Origin of the sequence: Methanospirillum lacunae, assembly GCF_003173355.1 — an archaeon.
GTDB lineage: Archaea > Halobacteriota > Methanomicrobia > Methanomicrobiales > Methanospirillaceae > Methanospirillum > Methanospirillum lacunae.
Window position 1 is genome coordinate 22,814 of record NZ_QGMY01000014.1, and the last position, 17,056, is coordinate 39,869.

General features: G+C 40.8%; 12 protein-coding genes. 10 read left to right on the forward strand and 2 right to left on the reverse strand.

Annotation, left to right across the window (positions count from 1 at the left end; translation table 11 throughout):
• Positions 1-8: 8 nt before the first annotated feature.
• Positions 9-515 carry a chemotaxis protein CheW gene (locus tag DK846_RS14885; RefSeq protein ID WP_109969793.1) on the forward strand — a complete coding sequence of 169 codons (507 nt, stop codon included), beginning with the start codon at positions 9-11 and terminating at the stop codon, positions 513-515.
• 82 nt (positions 516-597) lie between these two features.
• On the opposite strand, the gene DK846_RS14890 is transcribed toward DK846_RS14885, so the two are convergent.
• The gene (locus DK846_RS14890) at positions 598-1,872 is read right to left on the reverse strand and encodes an ABC transporter substrate-binding protein (RefSeq protein ID WP_109969794.1); all 1,275 of its coding nucleotides are present in this window, start codon (positions 1,870-1,872) and stop codon (positions 598-600) included.
• A 571-nt stretch (positions 1,873-2,443) separates the two neighbouring features.
• On the opposite strand from DK846_RS14890, the gene DK846_RS14895 reads away from it, so the two are divergent.
• From DK846_RS14895 to DK846_RS14915, 5 genes are all read left to right on the forward strand, one after another.
• Positions 2,444-5,224 (forward strand): methyl-accepting chemotaxis protein, encoded by a 2,781-nt coding sequence (locus DK846_RS14895; protein WP_109969795.1) that lies wholly within the window; start codon positions 2,444-2,446, stop codon positions 5,222-5,224.
• Between the two features lie 8 nt (positions 5,225-5,232).
• Positions 5,233-5,739, forward strand: a complete 507-nt coding sequence (locus tag DK846_RS14900) for a chemotaxis protein CheW (RefSeq protein ID WP_109969796.1) — start codon at positions 5,233-5,235, stop codon at positions 5,737-5,739.
• Between the two features lie 257 nt (positions 5,740-5,996).
• On the forward strand, positions 5,997-6,635 hold the full coding sequence (locus DK846_RS14905) for a cobalamin B12-binding domain-containing protein (protein ID WP_109969797.1): 639 nt from the start codon (positions 5,997-5,999) through the stop codon (positions 6,633-6,635).
• Positions 6,632-7,672 (forward strand): uroporphyrinogen decarboxylase family protein, encoded by a 1,041-nt coding sequence (locus DK846_RS14910; RefSeq protein ID WP_219970728.1) that lies wholly within the window; start codon positions 6,632-6,634, stop codon positions 7,670-7,672. The genes DK846_RS14905 and DK846_RS14910 overlap by 4 nt, the downstream gene beginning before the upstream one ends.
• Positions 7,673-7,679: 7 nt before the next feature.
• A complete protein-coding gene (locus DK846_RS14915) occupies positions 7,680-9,890 on the forward strand; it encodes a PAS domain S-box protein (RefSeq protein ID WP_181391810.1) in 2,211 nt (736 codons plus the stop codon).
• Positions 9,891-10,118: 228 nt separating this feature from the next.
• On the opposite strand, the gene DK846_RS14920 is transcribed toward DK846_RS14915, so the two are convergent.
• Complete coding sequence (locus DK846_RS14920; RefSeq protein ID WP_109969799.1) at positions 10,119-10,787, reverse strand: flavodoxin family protein; 669 nt, start codon at positions 10,785-10,787, stop codon at positions 10,119-10,121.
• A gap of 138 nt (positions 10,788-10,925) precedes the next feature.
• On the opposite strand from DK846_RS14920, the gene DK846_RS14925 reads away from it, so the two are divergent.
• The 4 genes from DK846_RS14925 (at position 10,926) to DK846_RS14940 (ending at position 17,049) form a co-directional block, all read left to right on the forward strand.
• Positions 10,926-11,495, forward strand: coding sequence for a flavin reductase family protein (locus tag DK846_RS14925; RefSeq protein ID WP_109969800.1), 570 nt, complete (start codon positions 10,926-10,928; stop codon positions 11,493-11,495).
• 820 nt (positions 11,496-12,315) lie between these two features.
• Positions 12,316-13,254, forward strand: a complete 939-nt coding sequence (locus DK846_RS14930; protein ID WP_181391811.1) for an ABC transporter substrate-binding protein — start codon at positions 12,316-12,318, stop codon at positions 13,252-13,254.
• Between the two features lie 201 nt (positions 13,255-13,455).
• Positions 13,456-13,587 carry a hypothetical protein gene (locus tag DK846_RS18175; protein ID WP_281269851.1) on the forward strand — a complete coding sequence of 44 codons (132 nt, stop codon included), beginning with the start codon at positions 13,456-13,458 and terminating at the stop codon, positions 13,585-13,587.
• An 84-nt stretch (positions 13,588-13,671) separates the two neighbouring features.
• Positions 13,672-17,049, forward strand: a complete 3,378-nt coding sequence (locus DK846_RS14940) for a PAS domain S-box protein (protein WP_181391812.1) — start codon at positions 13,672-13,674, stop codon at positions 17,047-17,049.
• Positions 17,050-17,056 lie beyond the last annotated feature (7 nt).

Below are 17,056 nucleotides of genomic sequence, written 5' to 3' on the forward strand. Positions count from 1 at the left end.
GAGCGAAGATGGAACTTGCTAACAGCAGAACACAATCAGGAAAGGAGACTCAGGAAGATGAAGTACAGGTTGTCGAATTCATTATTGGAGAAGACAAGTTCGCGGTCAATCTTTTTGATGTCAGGGAGATCGTAGAGGCTTCAAAGATCACTCCTCTTCCTCATGCCCCATCCCATGTCAGAGGAATTATTGATCTACGTGGTGAAATAACGACCATTGTTGATCTTCGGCAATTACTCAGAATAAAGGCATCTAAAGATACATCCACTGCTGACCTCAGGTTCATTGTAATGGACGATACGGTCTCTTCACAGAAAACCGGTATCGTCGTTGATGAAGTAACTTCAGTTCTGACTGTTCCGGTTACCGATATTGATCAAACTACGAAAGGTGGAACTAATGAAGGAGGACACATCCTCGGGGTAATTAAGAAAGAGGTTGGAGAGCGGGGAGAAAGTAGAAAAGAACTGGTTATCTGGATTGATGTCAGGGAATTAATCTCCAACATGGGATAAACAGTGATGAGTCCGGGAAAACCTAGTTAATTCTTTTTTTTAATTGGCTCTATGAACAAAAAAAGGGACCAGGTTCTGGTCATTATTTTTCTGGATAAAAAACTACTACCGGATTGGCACCAAAATTATACCAGAATGCAACTTCTGCAAGCACTTTCTGGCTATACTCTCCGTTATTCTTTACCATTCCCCAAAGAGCATAATGCCCTTCTCTACTATCTCCTGCTGAATTTTTCGCTGATAACCCTGCAACTCCCACATATGATTCTGAAAGATCAAGTATCTCATCGCGAAGTATCTTTGCATCGGTATTTCCATCCAGATTCAGAGCCATAAACGCAATTTTTGTTGCATCATAGCACCCATATGCATATCCATCAGGCTCTTTTCCAAGTGTTTTCTTCAGAGACTGGTATATAGGATTGTTTTTGAAATTAACTCTCGGGCTGATAGAAAGAGCGGTAAAGTTACATGTATATGCATACTCAGGCACTTTACCTGAACCAGTCAAGGCAGGTGTCAGAGCATTACCATCACACCCAATCCATCTCACCTTATCAAGATATGGATATTTATTTTCGGATGCTTCTTTCATAATCTGCTCTAATTCGCTAAAGGATACCACATACACGGCGACATTTTTACCGTCTGTTGTTTTCAGACTCTCTCCGACTAATTTGTCGAGATTTTTGAGAGAATCAGCATATGATGTTGTGGTAGGATCATACCAGATTCCTTCCTCCATTGTCATGCCTTCTGAAAGATTCCCTTTCACCGCTTTTACAAGACCCTGACCCCAGATGTCATCTCTTGCGTAGGGAATTATTGCGGTGATACCATTCTGTTTGAATAGTTCAATGGTTGAGAGAGCCTGAACAGAATCATCAGGATTAAACCGAAGGATATTATCATCTGGTATTGATAATTCAGGAGCTGAGGATCCGGCTGAAAGTATGAGAACTCCGTTCGAATCTGCATATTCTTTTATAGCCTCTACCTGTGCACTGGATATATACGAGATAACCATCGTAACACCAGATTCGTGAAGCTTTTTAATGGCTTCAAGGGCCGAACTAGGATCTGAACCGACATTTGTCGCCACTCCATTTACATGGATTTTTGATCCACCCTTACTCAGGAATGTATTAATATCTGATATTGCAAGATTGAAGGCTGCCTGAGAGGATTCTCCACCAGAAGTCAAGGACCCGTTTGCCGGGAATACACCATTAAGAGTAATTGTCGAATTATCAGAACAGCCACTTTCCGCAACACAAATGGAACATACACACATCCCAATAAGAAGAACTACTCCGGTGATTACCCGAAATGTGTGTTCCTTACTAAAAGATAACATAAACTAAATCACGTGTTGAACATTTTATATTTTTGATTTATCCTTTTGATAACCGGCCTTGTCTGATGGTTCGATGCACACAAACACGAAAGAGGATAAAACAGAAAAACCGGTGCTCGTTGATTGATACGTACACCCTCGTTAAGGCTCCAAAAACAGGTGAGAATTGTCACCGATAAATCACTGAACTGATAAAAAAAGAGACGTTTTTCCAAAGATGGGGGTATGAATATAAAACACCACTATCCTGTGAACATTACTGACAGTGCGACAATTATTTATAAGGATCACGATATTGAACAGATACTCTGATCAATCATTACACACCATAATCCTGACTGTATCATATTGAAAATTAAAAACCAAAACAATTTGCATTTTTAGATAGAATCCATTACTATCACTCTGAAAATGTTATCTTATCTCAAGATGCTTCGGATAATCCTAAAAAAAGTTCGTTCCATTTATATTGGAGGAGCAGAGAATATTACTCAAATGAGTCATTAACAATAAGATCGTCCAAGAATCGCCTGAGTGAACATCAATTTCAGAACCTTTACCGCATAATATAATGAAAAATACATTTGCTGATTATATCACCGCAATTCGTGATGGAGATTACGAAGCAGAGATTAATATTGAAACTGTTACGGATCTGAGCCCAGACCTTGCTATACTAATCCGGGATACTATCTCAAAACTCATCGCAAAAAATGAGTGGTATGAATCTATTCTTGATGCAGTCCCATTTCCTATGTCAGTAACTGACAGGGATATGAAATGGACCTTCATTAATCGTTCTACTGAAGATATGATCCATGTATCACGGAAAGAGGTCGTTGGAAAGCATTGCAGTAACTGGGGAGCTAATATCTGCAACACCCCAGAATGCGGTATTGAATTGCTTAATAAAGGCAAATCATCTGGAATATTTAAACAGGGAGATGGATTTTACCAGACAAACGTTGCGTATGTTCAGGCAAAAGACGGGAGTCGAATCGGACACATAGAAGTTGTCACTGATGTTACTGATGTAACCAGGATGAATAACTACCTGCGAAAGGAGATAGATCATACCACTCTTAACCTATCTAAACTTGCAAAAGGAGAACTGAATCTTGATTATTCACTCACCAAGGCCGATGAATACACAAAAGATGTATCAGATCTCTTTGTTCTCACTAATAATAGTCTGAAACAGGTTGTAGATGCCTTGTCTCTGATGACTTCAGATGCATTAATCCTTTCCAGGGCAGCAATTGAAGGGAAACTCGATGTTCGAGCAGATGCAACCAAGCACCATGGCGATTTCCGTAAGATTATCGAAGGGGTAAACGAAACCCTTGATGCAGTCATCAACCCCCTCAATGTTGCTGCAGAATATGTGGATCGGATCAGTAAAGGAGATATTCCGCAAAAGATTACAGACTCATATAATGGAGATTTTAATGAAATTAAAAACAATCTGAATGCCTGTATCGATGCGATCAATCTCCTTGTTACTGATACATATTCTCTTGTTAATACAACGATTGAAGGACGCCTTGATGCCCGTGCTAATGGTACAAAACACCAGGGAGATTTCCGTAAGATTATCGAAGGAGTAAATTCCACGTTCAACATTCTGGTAGGATATTTTGATAGAATGCCCCTTCCCTTGATGGCAATCGATCGTTCTTTTAGCATATTATTTATGAATAAAACCGGGGCAGATCTTCTCGGGACGAGTAGAGAAGACCTTATCGGGAAGAAATGTTACGACCAGTTCAAAACAACCGACTGCCATACCCAAAATTGTGCCTGTGCACGGGCAATGGAGCAAAATACTGATGTAAACCACCAGACACATGCAAAACCAGCAGGAATGGATCTTGAGATCTCATATACCGGAATCCCGATACGAAACAACAGAGGGGAGAGTACCGGTGCATTTGAATTTATCCAGGACCAGACTGCTTCAGTCAGATTGTCTGATTATCTCAAAACTGAAATAATGAAGATTGGTGAAAACCTAAACCGTCTCAGTAAAGGGGATACAAACCTTCAGACTGTCGTCACCGATGCTGATCAATATACCCGGGAAGCACATGAGAATTTCGTCGAGATTAATAAGAAACTGGACCAGGTAAACGATGCAATAAAACTTCTTGTTTCAGATGCCCTATTGCTTTCAGAGGCGGGAGTTGCCGGAAAATTAGAGATACGTGCTGAAACAACCAGACATCACGGGGATTATCGCAAGATTGTGGAAGGATTTAATGAAACGCTGGATAGTGTTATCCTTCCGGTCACCGAAGCACTCAGAGTTTCAAAAGAATATGCAAACTCAAATTTTACTGCCCGGGTAGATACCTCTATCGAGGCATCAGGAGACTGGATTGCATTCAAAGATGCTCTTAATGAGATTGGGATTCAGGTATCAGAGGCTGTCAGAGTTATCAATAAACAGGTGTTGGATCTAGCCTCAAATTCAGAAGAGGCAACAGCAAGTATTGAGGAGGTATCAGCTGGTGCACAACAGGTTGCAAGAAGTACCGGAGAAGTTAGCAGTAACTCATTAAAAGGAGAAGATGGGATCATCCAGGTGCTCAAAGCAATGGAGGACCTGAATATTACCGTTGCTGAGGTGTCAAGAAAAGCGGAACTTGTCTCGGTCACGGCAACCCAGGCTAACAACTTTGCAAAGAACGGGGTTGACCTCGCTAAAAAATCTGAAACTGCAATGAATGAGATAAAACGCTCAACTGCGGAGGCTGATCAGATCGTTAAGGATATTAATCAGAAGATGGAGGAGATTGGAAAGATTGTCCGTCTCATTTCAGATATCGCAAACCAGACAAACCTCCTTGCCCTGAACGCAGCAATTGAGGCAGCACGGGCAGGTGAAGCGGGACGGGGATTTGCCGTTGTTGCATCTGAAGTGAAATCTCTTGCCCAGGATTCCCGCAGTTCAGCAGAAAGTATTGCTGATATGATTACTGATCTGCAGAATCAGGCTAATATGGCGAATGAAGCAATGAGTCAGGCTGGTAAAACGGTTGAGATCGGCAGTTCAACTCTACTTGAAACCCTGGGAGCATTTAATCAGATTGCAACGTCTATTGATGACATAACCCGGAATGCAACAGATGTGGCATCTTCATCAGAAGAACAAGCTGCATCTGTTGAGGAAGTTACCGCTAGTATCAATGAAGTGAGTAGTTTGATCCAGAACACTTCAAAGGAAGCAGGAGATGCAGCAGCTGCGACCGAAGAAGCATCGGCTTCTATTGAACAGATTGCTAAAGTGGTCGGGAATGTGAGTGGGATTGCTGATGTTGTCTCTAGAGAGATGACAAAATTCAGGATTTAGGAGCGAAAATGGAACTTGCAAATATCAAAGCACAGTCAGGAAAGGAAGTAAAGGAAGATGAAGTACAGGTTGTCGAGTTTATCATTGGAGAAGATAAATTCGCAGTCAACCTGTTTGATGTCCGGGAGATTGTAGAGGCTTCAAAGATCACTCCTCTTCCTCATGCACCATCCCATGTAAGAGGGATTATTGATCTCCGTGGCGAGATTACTACCATTATTGACCTTCGTCAGTTACTCAGGATAAAAGCAGCAAAAGATGTATCAACTGCAGATCTCCGGTTTATTGTCATGGATGACACAGTATCTTCGCAGAAAACCGGCATTGTCGTTGATGAGGTAACCTCGGTGTTGACCGTCCCGGTGACAGATATCGATCAGGCAACAAACGGAGGGGCCGATGATAGAGGGCATATCCTCGGGGTTATTAAGAAAGAGGTAGGAGAGCGTGGAGAAAGCAGAAAAGAACTGGTTATCTGGATTGATGTCAGGGAACTCATCTCAACCATGGGGTGAGATCAGGTCAAAGGCTGAAAGACGAGTTGAACACCAGTCACATGTATGTACCAAAGAACATCATAGGTTCAACTGAATAGATCTCAATAGTAATGAAGGCATAACGAGAGATTTTTATAATACCACCGTGAGAACAGCAGGATAGGGTTTAAATTTAAATTTTTTATCCACCTTCTCTCACCTGTGACACGAGTCAGTTCTTGTTTTCTTAAATATATTACGAAAGGTATAGAAATACAAACTACCTATGTGATGTCATGGCCCTTGATAAGATTGACAACCGGGTTGTAGATCTTATTACTGCCCTTATCAACATGGATCGATTGAAGATAAGGGAGATACTGAACCCTGAGGATGGGGTTATATTTAAGGAACAAATCATCGATACAATAATAGTTCCTGCCCTGGATGAGATTGGCAAAAGATGGGAAGAGGGAACGGTTGCCATCTCACAGGTATATATGGCTGGAATCCTCATCGAAGAGATGATCTCCAGCATGGTTCCGGATATCAAATCTAACCTGAAAAATGAGAAGAAATTAGCTACAGTTGTTCTTGAAGACTATCATATGCTTGGAGAGCGGATCGTATCTGCGTACCTCATAGGTGCAGGATATACTCCTATTCGATACGGGCGACGAAATGTTCAGGAGGTACTCTCGCTCGTATCTCATGACAATATCAAATATCTTATTATTTCTACGCTTATGCTCCCTTCAGCTTTACGTATCAAGGAGGTTACGACCGGACTTGAAGGAAAGGGAGTGAAGGTAATAGTGGGGGGAGCACCTTTCAGATTCGATCCTGAACTTGGGAAAGAGGTAGGAGCGGACAGGGTATGTTTTACCGCATCCGATGCTGTTACTGCAATTCGTGAGTTGGAGATAATGTCATGACAATGACTTCCAGAGAACGAATTTTGACAACGCTCAGCCATAAAGAACCTGACCGTGTTCCGCTTATTCTCAACCCTACCATGCATCCTGCACGTGATTTGGACATTCCATTAAGAGAATACTTCAAATCACCTGAACTCGTTGCCCAGGGGTTGATTACTTCCCGGGAGAAGTTTGGTACCGATGCATACATCGGATTCCATTACACTCCGGTAGAATACGAAGCATTCGGCGGGAACGTCATATTTAGAGATGATGGCCCTCCAAACAGTGGAAGACCGGTTATCAATACCGGGGAGATAATTGACAACCTGCAGGTTCCCAATATCCATGAGACACCCTGTCTTCAGATGGTTCTGGATATGATCCGGATCCTGAAAGCAACATCACCTGATGATGCACCGATATTTGGTGTGGCACTTTCTCCCCTCTCACTTCCGGTCATGCAGATGGGATTTGAAGATTATATCAAACTCATTTACACTGACGAGATTAGGTTTCAAAAGCTTATAGCCGCGAACAGCCGTTTTTTTCTGGGTTGGGCAACCGCACAGATAGAAGCAGGGGCCGATGGAATTATCTATTATGATCCTGTCTCATCTCCTACGATTATTCCACATGAATTGTATCGGAAAACTGGGCTGAAAATTGCACAAAACCTCATTCCTCAGGTACCAGGGCCTGTCGTTTCTGCTTTTGCTTCAGCCAGGGTACTTCCCATCATTGACGATGTTCTCACAACAGGGACTATTGGCGTCGCAGTTTGGGCCGGAGGAAATGAAGATCTCAACGAAATTAAAGTGAAATGTTCTGGAAAATTAACAATCATCGGAAATTTGAACGGCATAGAAATGCGGCACTGGACCCGTGAACAGGTCTTTTCTATTGTAAAAAGAACGATACGAAGTCTTGCTCTGGGAGGAGGATTTATCATGAGTGATAATCATGGGGAGATTCCGCTCCAGGTACCTGATGAGGTGCTGTATGCTATCCGGGATGCAACTAGAGAATATGGGGGGTATCCGATCTCTGTCTGAAGATCCAATGAGTGATCTTATACTCTTTATTTGTGAGACAGTTAAAGAGGAGATCACCAAAGTCGTTGCCGATATTCCTGTGCAAAACATCAAGATCTGTGTGTTTCCCCATTATTGTACTTCTGGCACTCATCGGCCAGACAGTATCATCTCATTCATGAGTGAACAGATTCAGCCTGGTCAGACAGGGCTCTTCTTTGGTGATACGGATCTCTCAAGAAAAGGCCTGTTGCCACCCGGGATCTCTCATGTTGGTCCTCATACATGTTCAGGACTTCTCGCTCCGGAAGATTTTATTCAATCATTCATCTCCCAGGGATCATATGTCATTAATCCGGGATGGTTATCTTCCTGGGAGAGATATGTTACAGAAATGGGGTTTAATCCCCAGTCATCCACCTCTTACTATTCTTCAAACCTGAAAGAGATTGTTGTCCTTGATACAGGGCTGGTGCCTATCGCCGAAGAACGAATCGCCTCACTGAAGGTTTTTTCTGGACTGCCAATCAGAGTCATTCAGGTTGGTATTTCTCATCTCTCTGGAATTATCCGTGCTGAGATCCTTCAGTGGCAGGCTGACCATATCCAGGCCGACTGCAAAAAAGAAGTCTCATCAGCATTAGAGACCACCGCTCGTCAGATGGCGGTGTTAACATTACTCAGTGATATCTCTCAGGTTAGTGAAGAAAAGGAGGTTATCTCCCGCATACTCACGACCTGTCAATTATTGTTTGCACCTCATTTCGTGGGCTATCTTCCATTACAATCAGATGGTCCGGAAGAAATGATTCGTATGCCACCCGATTCAGAGAGTGGAATGAATAACGAACTGCTCTTCTCGGTTACTGATAAGGACTATCTCTTTTCTCCGGATGGAACCGGGTTCTGCGTTCCTATTATTAATCTCCAGGAAACTGTGGGCATTCTTGAAATATCCGGGGTGTCAGTTCCTAGCCGGATCAAGGAGTATCTCAACCTGACTCTTTCATTTACCCGCTTCCTTGGTCTTGCGATCAAAAATGCCAGATCCTGGCAGGAGTTAAAACAAACCCGGGATGCCCTTGAGTCTGCAAATAGTGAATTGCATGATAAAAATGAGGAGTTACTTGCTATCTCCCAGGAACTCCAATCATCAAACCAGGAACTGATTACCAGTCAGAAAGAACTGAGGGAGAGTGAACAATTTATCAAAGGAATTGTAAACTCTGCACAGGCGGGAATTGCGGTTTTAGATCATGATTTTCGTATTTTGTTCTGGAATCCTGAGATGGAGAGGTTGTTTGGTATATTCTATACTACCATTATGGGAAAAAGTATTTACGAGATTATTCCTCATTTTTTATTGGATCAGACAAAATCCCTTCTTATTCAGGGACTTTCAGGTAAAACAGTGCAGGCACCAGATTATGAACTTCCTGCATCCTCATCAGGAAAGACAACCTGGATATCAGCAATTTTTAATCCCATATTTGATATCAGTCAGAACATCATCGGAGTCATCATCAATGTCTACGATATCACACAGAGAAAGGAATCTGAACATGATCTTGAACGTGCATATGATGCCATCCATATTGCTCAATCCAAACTTGCAATATTAAGTAGTGTCACAAGACATGACATCCTGAACCGGGTAATGGTCATATCAGCTTACAGCGGAATGCTCTTAGAAAACGTCTCTGACGAAAAGGCATTAAAACAATTAAAGAGTATGGCGATTGCCAGTAAAGATATTCAACATCTCATTGAATTTACAAAGGAATACCAGGAACTTGGATATAAGAAACCTGCCTGGCAACTGATTCGTAATGTCATTAACAGCCGTTCTATTCAGTCTGTTCTGACAGGAATCGAACTCTCGATTCAGGGTGATCCGGTTGAAATTTACGTGGATCTCATGCTTGAAAAAGTTCTGTATAATCTGGTGGAGAATTCAAAACGCCATGGAGAAACGGTTACTGTAATTACCATTAAAATTGAGGAGGCCGGAGAAGAACTGTTAGTAACGTATTCAGATAATGGAGTCGGGGTGGCAGAAGATGAGAAGAAACTTATCTTCAAGCAGGGTCATGGAAAAAATACCGGTATGGGCCTGTTTTTGATACGAGAAATCCTGGGATTAACTCATATTACCATCAGGGAATGTGGAGTGCCTGGTGAAGGAGTCAGGTTCGAGATGAAGGTTCCAAAGGGTGGATGGCGCAGGATCACAGAATAACATCCGTATCTGCCATACATATCACCAGACCTTCCACATAGAGTTGTGCATTCTGCTACTACCTGGAGATTTATCAGGATAAAACCCGGGGTTGTCACTCCATCGGCATGCAGTTGTAAGGATATTCATGACATATATGTAATAAAGAATCTGAACTGTGGAGTCAGGACCCAATGAGAGTTCCAGGCATCAAAATAAGTATTATTTTCCTCTTGCTCTTTTCCTCTCTTATTTCATCCAGCCCCTATCAACATACCAGTCATACTCGTGGGCAAACCGTTCTTTATTGTATTTCACTAGTTGACAGAAGTAATCCCTGGTTTGAGCATGCATCTCATCCTGTTCAGGATATGAGTGTTCTCCCCTGATTGACTGAACCAGTTTTTTCCCGAGATCAAAAGCCTCTTTTCTCGCTGGCTCAAGTGCAGCCGGGTTCCTTCCAATGGCAACTCCCACACCACCAACAACAGTTACTCCCAGTGTTGTCAGGACACTGTTCATGTACCCGACAACATCCATCTCATGTGCTCCACCTGCTGTGCAGACAGAACAGCCGTATTTTTTGTAAAACATCTGGCAATGGATTGCATCAGCCATCCGATCAAACATTGCCTTCATCGGGGCAGATACCGAGTTGATGTAATTTGGTGAACCAAGGACGATACCATCAGCATCCATCATCTTATCAAACAGATCTGAGAAATCATCTAGAAGGGGACAGTCTCCTTTGGCATAACAGACCCCACAGTCGTTACAGTACAGAATTGTGTACTGATACAAGTCAAGAGACTCAATCTCAGCTCCTTCTGCTTTCGCCCCTTTCAACACTGCCTCGACGAGTTCAAGCGTTCTGCTCTCATTACCCTTTGGGCTGGCATTTATCCCGATAATTTTCATGGTATACCAGACAGAGGATCAGCTCTATCAGGAGAAAAAAGGATCATATTCTGTATGTTCCCCATTACTGGATAAATCAAAACGTTCAAAATAATTCAATGATAAAACAAGAGATCACAGGCAGTTGAGGGAGAGTACATGGTAAAACTATCTGGAGGCAACAATGTTGCAATTTGTCCAATGCCCGTTACTTTGGTGGGATCTATTGTTAATGGGCACCCCAATTTTATGGCTGTAGGTTGGATCGCAAGAGTAAACATGAGCCCCCCATTAGTAAGTCTGGGACTCAATCATGGATCTGCAACAAGGAGTGCGATTCTTGAAAATAAGGAGTTTAGTATAAATTTTCCATCATCAAAGATGGTCAGAGAAACAGATTATTGTGGGCTAACATCAGGAAAAAAGATTGACAAATCTAATATATTCACGGTATTCTATGGTAATTCCCACCAGGCACCCATGATCTCTGAATGCCCACTCTCACTAGAATGCACATTGATAGAATCACATGATTATGCCTCTCACACTTGTATTATCGGGGAGATCATCGGTTCTTATATTGATGAATCCTGCCTTACTGACGGGAAACCGGATCAGATCAAAATAGACCCACTCCTTCTTACCATGCCTGATAATACCTATTGGCGGATTGGAGAAAAAGTCGGAAAAGCGTGGCATGAAGGGAAGTCATTGATTGATAAGGATTGAGAAAAACCCCTTGTAACGGGTGGTATATTATACCTGATAATTAAACATCAGACAAATTACAATTAGAATAGGATAACACCATAAGGACCTGAACAAGAAGACAGAGAGAGAATCAAATTTCTGGATTCATAAGGCAGAATTTACTTGCTAAAGTGAAATGGATGGTTAATTATTTGGTTTTTTTCATATGAGACAATCCATTTCACAGGTGTATTAGAGTTGCTTCTGGTTATAGATAGGTTCTTTGTTTGTTCTGTGCCTCCTTGCTTTTTTATAACACAGTTGCGGAACAAAACTGGTTCACCTGGACTTTGTTCAGATGACCACAATACATATGTAAAGAACATTTTACATATACTTTCTTCTCAAGGTACAAATATTCAAAATGCAAGATCGTTTCTAAATTTGTGATAAAAATTACATGAGTTATAATTCCTAAATTCAATTTCTTACTTGGTTTTTCACTGGATCTGTATTTGGGATTCCCAAAAATATTTTGTTTTATTATTTTTGATATCCACATATCGGGCAGTTTTTTATAGTGAGTTATACGTTTTCAAAATATTATGAATTGTGTTCATTTTTACTTGAATAAACACTCGGGGATTTTTTTCAAAGATTTATTATTTTAAGTTTTTTTATTAATATTAATAGACTGATTTATTAATATGAATCAACTAAAAAAGTACACGGTATTTTTATAATGAAACTAAGATCTTTGAGCAAAACTAAAGTATTATTCTTAATTCTCATTTTGTCTGTTTCTACATCAGTATATGCTGATGGTTCTCAATCTCATAACGAACGGACAATTACTGATATGGACGGAAATATCGTTACTATTCCAATTACAATAGAACATACAGGGACATCATGGCCAGGATTCACCGATGTTTTACTTAGTATTGGAGCATATCCTAAAATTGTAACAATTTCAAGTGCTGAAAATAATTATCCCTGGGCTCTAAAGATATTCCCAGATCTGAAAGATGAAACAAAACAGTCGTTTGCAACAGATGGGGCTAATATCGAACAATTAATTGCAAATAAACCTGATGTGCTCTTCTTGCGATCAAGTGATCCAGTGGATAAAGTGAAAGCTACTGGTATCCCAGTAATTATGATAAATAACACCAATAGTCTGAAGACAATGGCCTCTTCTCTCAAACTTGCAGGTGAAGTTCTCGGAAAGGATGAATTAGCCCAGGCTACATCTTACACTGATTATCTCAATAAAACAATCGACGATATTACCTCAAAGACAGGTGGAATTTCATCTGATTCAAAACCTAAAGTGCTTTACGTTTCGATTAAATCAGGAAAAATTTCAGTATGGGGTAAAAATTTACTTCAGGATGAAATGATTACGAAAGCAGGAGGAGTTAATATTGCTGCAGGTGATGTAACTGGTTCGAAAGAGATATCACCAGAAATGCTATTAAAATGGAATCCAGACATCATTATAGCGGATAATCCCCAAACATCCAAAGCTTTATTTGAAAATGCAGATTACGAGAACAGTTTATCAGCACTAAAAAATAACAGAGTCTATGTTGCACCAGCGGGAGTATTTTACTGGACTAATATGGGAGCAGAATGTGTCCTGCAACTTCCATGGCTGGCTCAAAAAGTTCACCCAGAATTGTTTACTGATATTGATATGGAAAACATAACGAAGAATTTTTACTCTACATTCTTTAAATACAATCTATCTGATGACGATACCCAAAAAATACTAGCAGGACAACCTCCAGAATAATCCTGTTTATAATTTTTTTCTCTTTTTTACTAGATTGCTATATCGTATTTCATAGTATACTCAAATATTCAGGAGGATATAGGATCCAATACAGCATTAGGTTTTCTGCACTTTTCTTCCCATCATTCCCAATTATATTTAAATTTCAGGGTAATGACCGTGATTGCGTTGACATTCTCACATTTTGGGGGTATTTCTATCATGCCTGTAATTCTTGCAATACTCGGGAAAACCGAGGAAAAATTGGGAGATCCTTCTCCTGCTCTAAACGAAAAATTTATCGAACATATCACACAAACTCTGACGATTTATTATGAATTCAGGATAGAATAAGTTTAATTAGATACAATCATCAATAACAGCATATCGATGCTGATATTTCTGAAACGCATTGAGGCAATCATCCAGTCAGGTCCAATGAAAATTTCAATAATATACCTGACCATCGGCCTGCTCTGGATTTTTTTTTCTGATAGAATTGCCTTTATTATTGCCGAAAATGAACAGGATCGCTTTCTCTTTCTCTCAACTTTTAAAGGTTTTGGATATGTATTCGCTACGGCAATTTTGCTGTATACTTTGATACGATATTATTTTCAGAAATTTTCAGAAGAACAAGGTAAGGTTAAAGAAACTCTCCGGACCAGTGAATCTCTTTTTAGAGGAATATTCAATACCATGCCATCAGGGGCGATAATCTATTCAGTCAAAAATGATGGTTCACGGGGCAGTGACTATATCGTTACTGATATTAACCCGGCAGGTCTGTCTATTGAAGGGATATCAAGGGAAAAAATCATCGGAAACCCAATTACTGTCATCAGGCCGGGAATCGAAGATTTTGGTATCATCACCATTTTTCAGAGGGTCTGGGAAACAGGTGAAACAATATATTATCCTACAAAGGTTTACCCGGGTAGCACCACGATAAACTGGTTTGAAAATTATATCTTCAGGCTGCCTGATAACCAGATCGTCGCCATTTACAATGATGTAACAGAAAAAATGCGAACTGCTGAAGCCCTTTCAGCAAGTGAAGAACGGCTCCGTCTCTCACTGGAGGCTGCAAACGATGGCATATGGGACTGGGATATTAAAACCGGTTTAGTCAATTGCAATCCCCAATGGTATACCCTGCTTGGATATGTTCCCGAAGAGATGCCCGCTACCTACGATACCTGGAGAAACCTCCTTCACCCGGAGGATCTGGAAGAGGCCGAGCAAACCATCCAGGAGCAAATCCACCAGGAAAACGGGAAATTTTCCCTCGAACTCCGGATGAAAACCAAACAGGGAGAATGGTCGTGGATCCTTACAAGAGGGAAAACAGTAGCATGGGATGAGGAGAACAACCCTATCCGGGTAGTCGGAACTCATACTGATATCTCAAATAGAAAAAATGCTGAATTGAAACTGATCGCAAGCGAAGGGAGGTTGCATACACTCATTCAGACAATCCCTGACCTGGTGTGGCTCAAGGATATCAATGGTGTCTATCTTGCCTGTAACCCGATGTTTGAACGATTCATAGGCAAGAAAAGTGAAGAAATTGCCGGAAAAAGTGATTACGATTTTTTTGAGAGAGAACTCGCTGACTTTTTCAGGAGTTATGATCAAAAGGCTATCGATGAAGGAGAACCATCTATCAATGAAGAATGGATAACCTTTGCCGATGATGGCCATCGTGCATTACTTGAAACAATAAAAACACCAATGTATGATTCTGAAAGAAACCTTATTGGCGTCCTTGGAATCGGTCACGATATAACAGAACGAAATGCCAATAATTCTTTAAATCTCATTCAAAAATGGCGTTTAGAACAGGCTGAAACCATCGGACATCTAGGCAGTTGGGAGTTTGATCTCAAAACCGGAACTATTTGGGGGTCTGATGAAGGATTTCATATATATGGGTTAGAACCTCCCGATGGAAACCAGCTTCCAATCAGGGAAATTGAAGCATGCATACAAGAACGTGATCGCGTCCATCAGGCTCTTATTGATCTGATCGAGAACGATATTCCTTATAACCTTGAGTTTGAAATTAATCCTGCTGATGGTTCGCCACAGAGAACGATCATTTCCATTGCTGAATTGACAAGAGATGAGTCAGGGAATCCTAGCCGGGTAGTAGGTATAATCCAGGATATCACAACGAGGAAATTGATCGAAAAAGAACGTGAAACCCTTCTTGAAAACCTTGCACAAACCAATGAAGAGTTGAATGCAGCATATGAACAACTGAAAGGATCAGAAGAAGAACTGAAATATCAGTTTAATTCTCTTGCATTGACTGAAGAACATCTCAGAGAGACTACCCAATATCTTGAAAGCCTGATCGCTTATGCCAATGTTCCTATCATTGTATGGGACCCGGATTTTTTGATAACCAGGATTAACCATTCATGTGAAAATCTCATCGGCAGAAAAGCTATAGAAGTCATAGGAAAATCAATAGAGATCCTGTTCCCACCTGATCAGATAGAACATTCAATGCGGCTGCTCAAAACTACCACGGCAGGAGTGCGGTGGGATACTGTTGAGATGGATGTACAGCACCAAGATGGATCAATCAGGTCTGTCATCTGGAATTCATCTACAATATATGATGCTAATGGATCCCTTCCTATCGCAACCATTGCACAGGGCCAGGATATTACTGTAAAGAAGAGACTTGAACATGAAAATAATTTATCATTAGAACAGATTCAAAAAAATCTGGCTCAACTTGCGATTCTTAATGACCAGATCCGAAATCCGTTGTCAATTATTTTATCCATTACAGAGAGTTCAAATGAATGTGATCTTTTTAAGATTATTTATGAGCAGATAACCAGGATCGATGATATTGTTACCCATCTTGATCAGCGTTGGATAGAATCTGAAAAAATCTTAAAAATGCTTCAGAAAAATTATAATATCATCGCATCTCCATCTGCCATCCAGGCAATTCAGACCTATACCAGAAGATCCGACGATAATGAGCATGAAGATAGAGAATTTTCACTGAAATCTGCAGGACTCCTTATTAAGGAGATGGAAGCTGAACTCTATACAATTCTCGATAGTATCGATTCATTTATATTTGTGGCCGATTATGAAACATATGAAATATTATATATAAACGAACGTGGAAGGAATCTTTTCGGAAATATTACCGGAAAAAAATGCTATGAGTTTATTGAGAAAGATCAAAACGAACCCTGTCCTTTCTGTACAAATCATCTTCTCATGGATGAATTCGGTCCAATCGGTGTCCAAAAGGAAGAAAAAAGAAACACGCTAAATGGCAGGTGGTATGATTGCCGCAACCAGGTTATCCGGTGGAATGATGGAAGAGTCGTTCATCTTCAGATTGCAACAGATATCACCGAAAAAAAGAAAACCGAAACTGAACTGAAGGAGAATGAAAATACCTTCAGGAAAATATTTGAAGAATCGCCAGATCCCATATTGCTGATGAAAGAAGACAGGTTTATTGAATGTAATCAGGCTTCGTTGGATCTATTGCAATTTGAAACCAAAGAGCAACTCATCGGTTTAAGTCCGTTGGATTTTTCTCCAGAGGTTCAGTCTGACGGCCGACTGTCTTCACAAGCATCTGTAGAATATATCAGAAGTGCTCATGAAAATGGCAGTTGCCAATTTGAGTGGATGTGCTACAAAGTTGATGGTTCACCTTTACTTTTAGAAGTATCCCTTCTGTCGATTTTTTTTAAAGGCGAACGGATGCTTCATACTACCTGGCGGGATATTACCAGGGAAAGAAGCAGAGAAAGCAATCATCCGAAGTAAAAGCAAA

Excerpts from the sequence above, each read along its gene's own strand:
- DK846_RS14885 (WP_109969793.1), top strand. The coding sequence starts at position 9 with ATGGAACTTGCTAACAGCAGAACACAATCAGGAAAGGAGACTCAGGAA.
- DK846_RS14890 (WP_109969794.1), bottom strand. The coding sequence starts at position 1,872 with ATGTTATCTTTTAGTAAGGAACACACATTTCGGGTAATCACCGGAGTA.
- DK846_RS14895 (WP_109969795.1), top strand. The coding sequence starts at position 2,444 with ATGAAAAATACATTTGCTGATTATATCACCGCAATTCGTGATGGAGAT.
- DK846_RS14900 (WP_109969796.1), top strand. The coding sequence starts at position 5,233 with ATGGAACTTGCAAATATCAAAGCACAGTCAGGAAAGGAAGTAAAGGAA.
- DK846_RS14905 (WP_109969797.1), top strand. The coding sequence starts at position 5,997 with ATGGCCCTTGATAAGATTGACAACCGGGTTGTAGATCTTATTACTGCC.
- DK846_RS14910 (WP_219970728.1), top strand. The coding sequence starts at position 6,632 with ATGACAATGACTTCCAGAGAACGAATTTTGACAACGCTCAGCCATAAA.
- DK846_RS14915 (WP_181391810.1), top strand. The coding sequence starts at position 7,680 with ATGAGTGATCTTATACTCTTTATTTGTGAGACAGTTAAAGAGGAGATC.
- DK846_RS14920 (WP_109969799.1), bottom strand. The coding sequence starts at position 10,787 with ATGAAAATTATCGGGATAAATGCCAGCCCAAAGGGTAATGAGAGCAGA.
- DK846_RS14925 (WP_109969800.1), top strand. The coding sequence starts at position 10,926 with ATGGTAAAACTATCTGGAGGCAACAATGTTGCAATTTGTCCAATGCCC.
- DK846_RS14930 (WP_181391811.1), top strand. The coding sequence starts at position 12,316 with ATGGACGGAAATATCGTTACTATTCCAATTACAATAGAACATACAGGG.
- DK846_RS18175 (WP_281269851.1), top strand. The coding sequence starts at position 13,456 with ATGCCTGTAATTCTTGCAATACTCGGGAAAACCGAGGAAAAATTGGGA.
- DK846_RS14940 (WP_181391812.1), top strand. The coding sequence starts at position 13,672 with ATGAAAATTTCAATAATATACCTGACCATCGGCCTGCTCTGGATTTTT.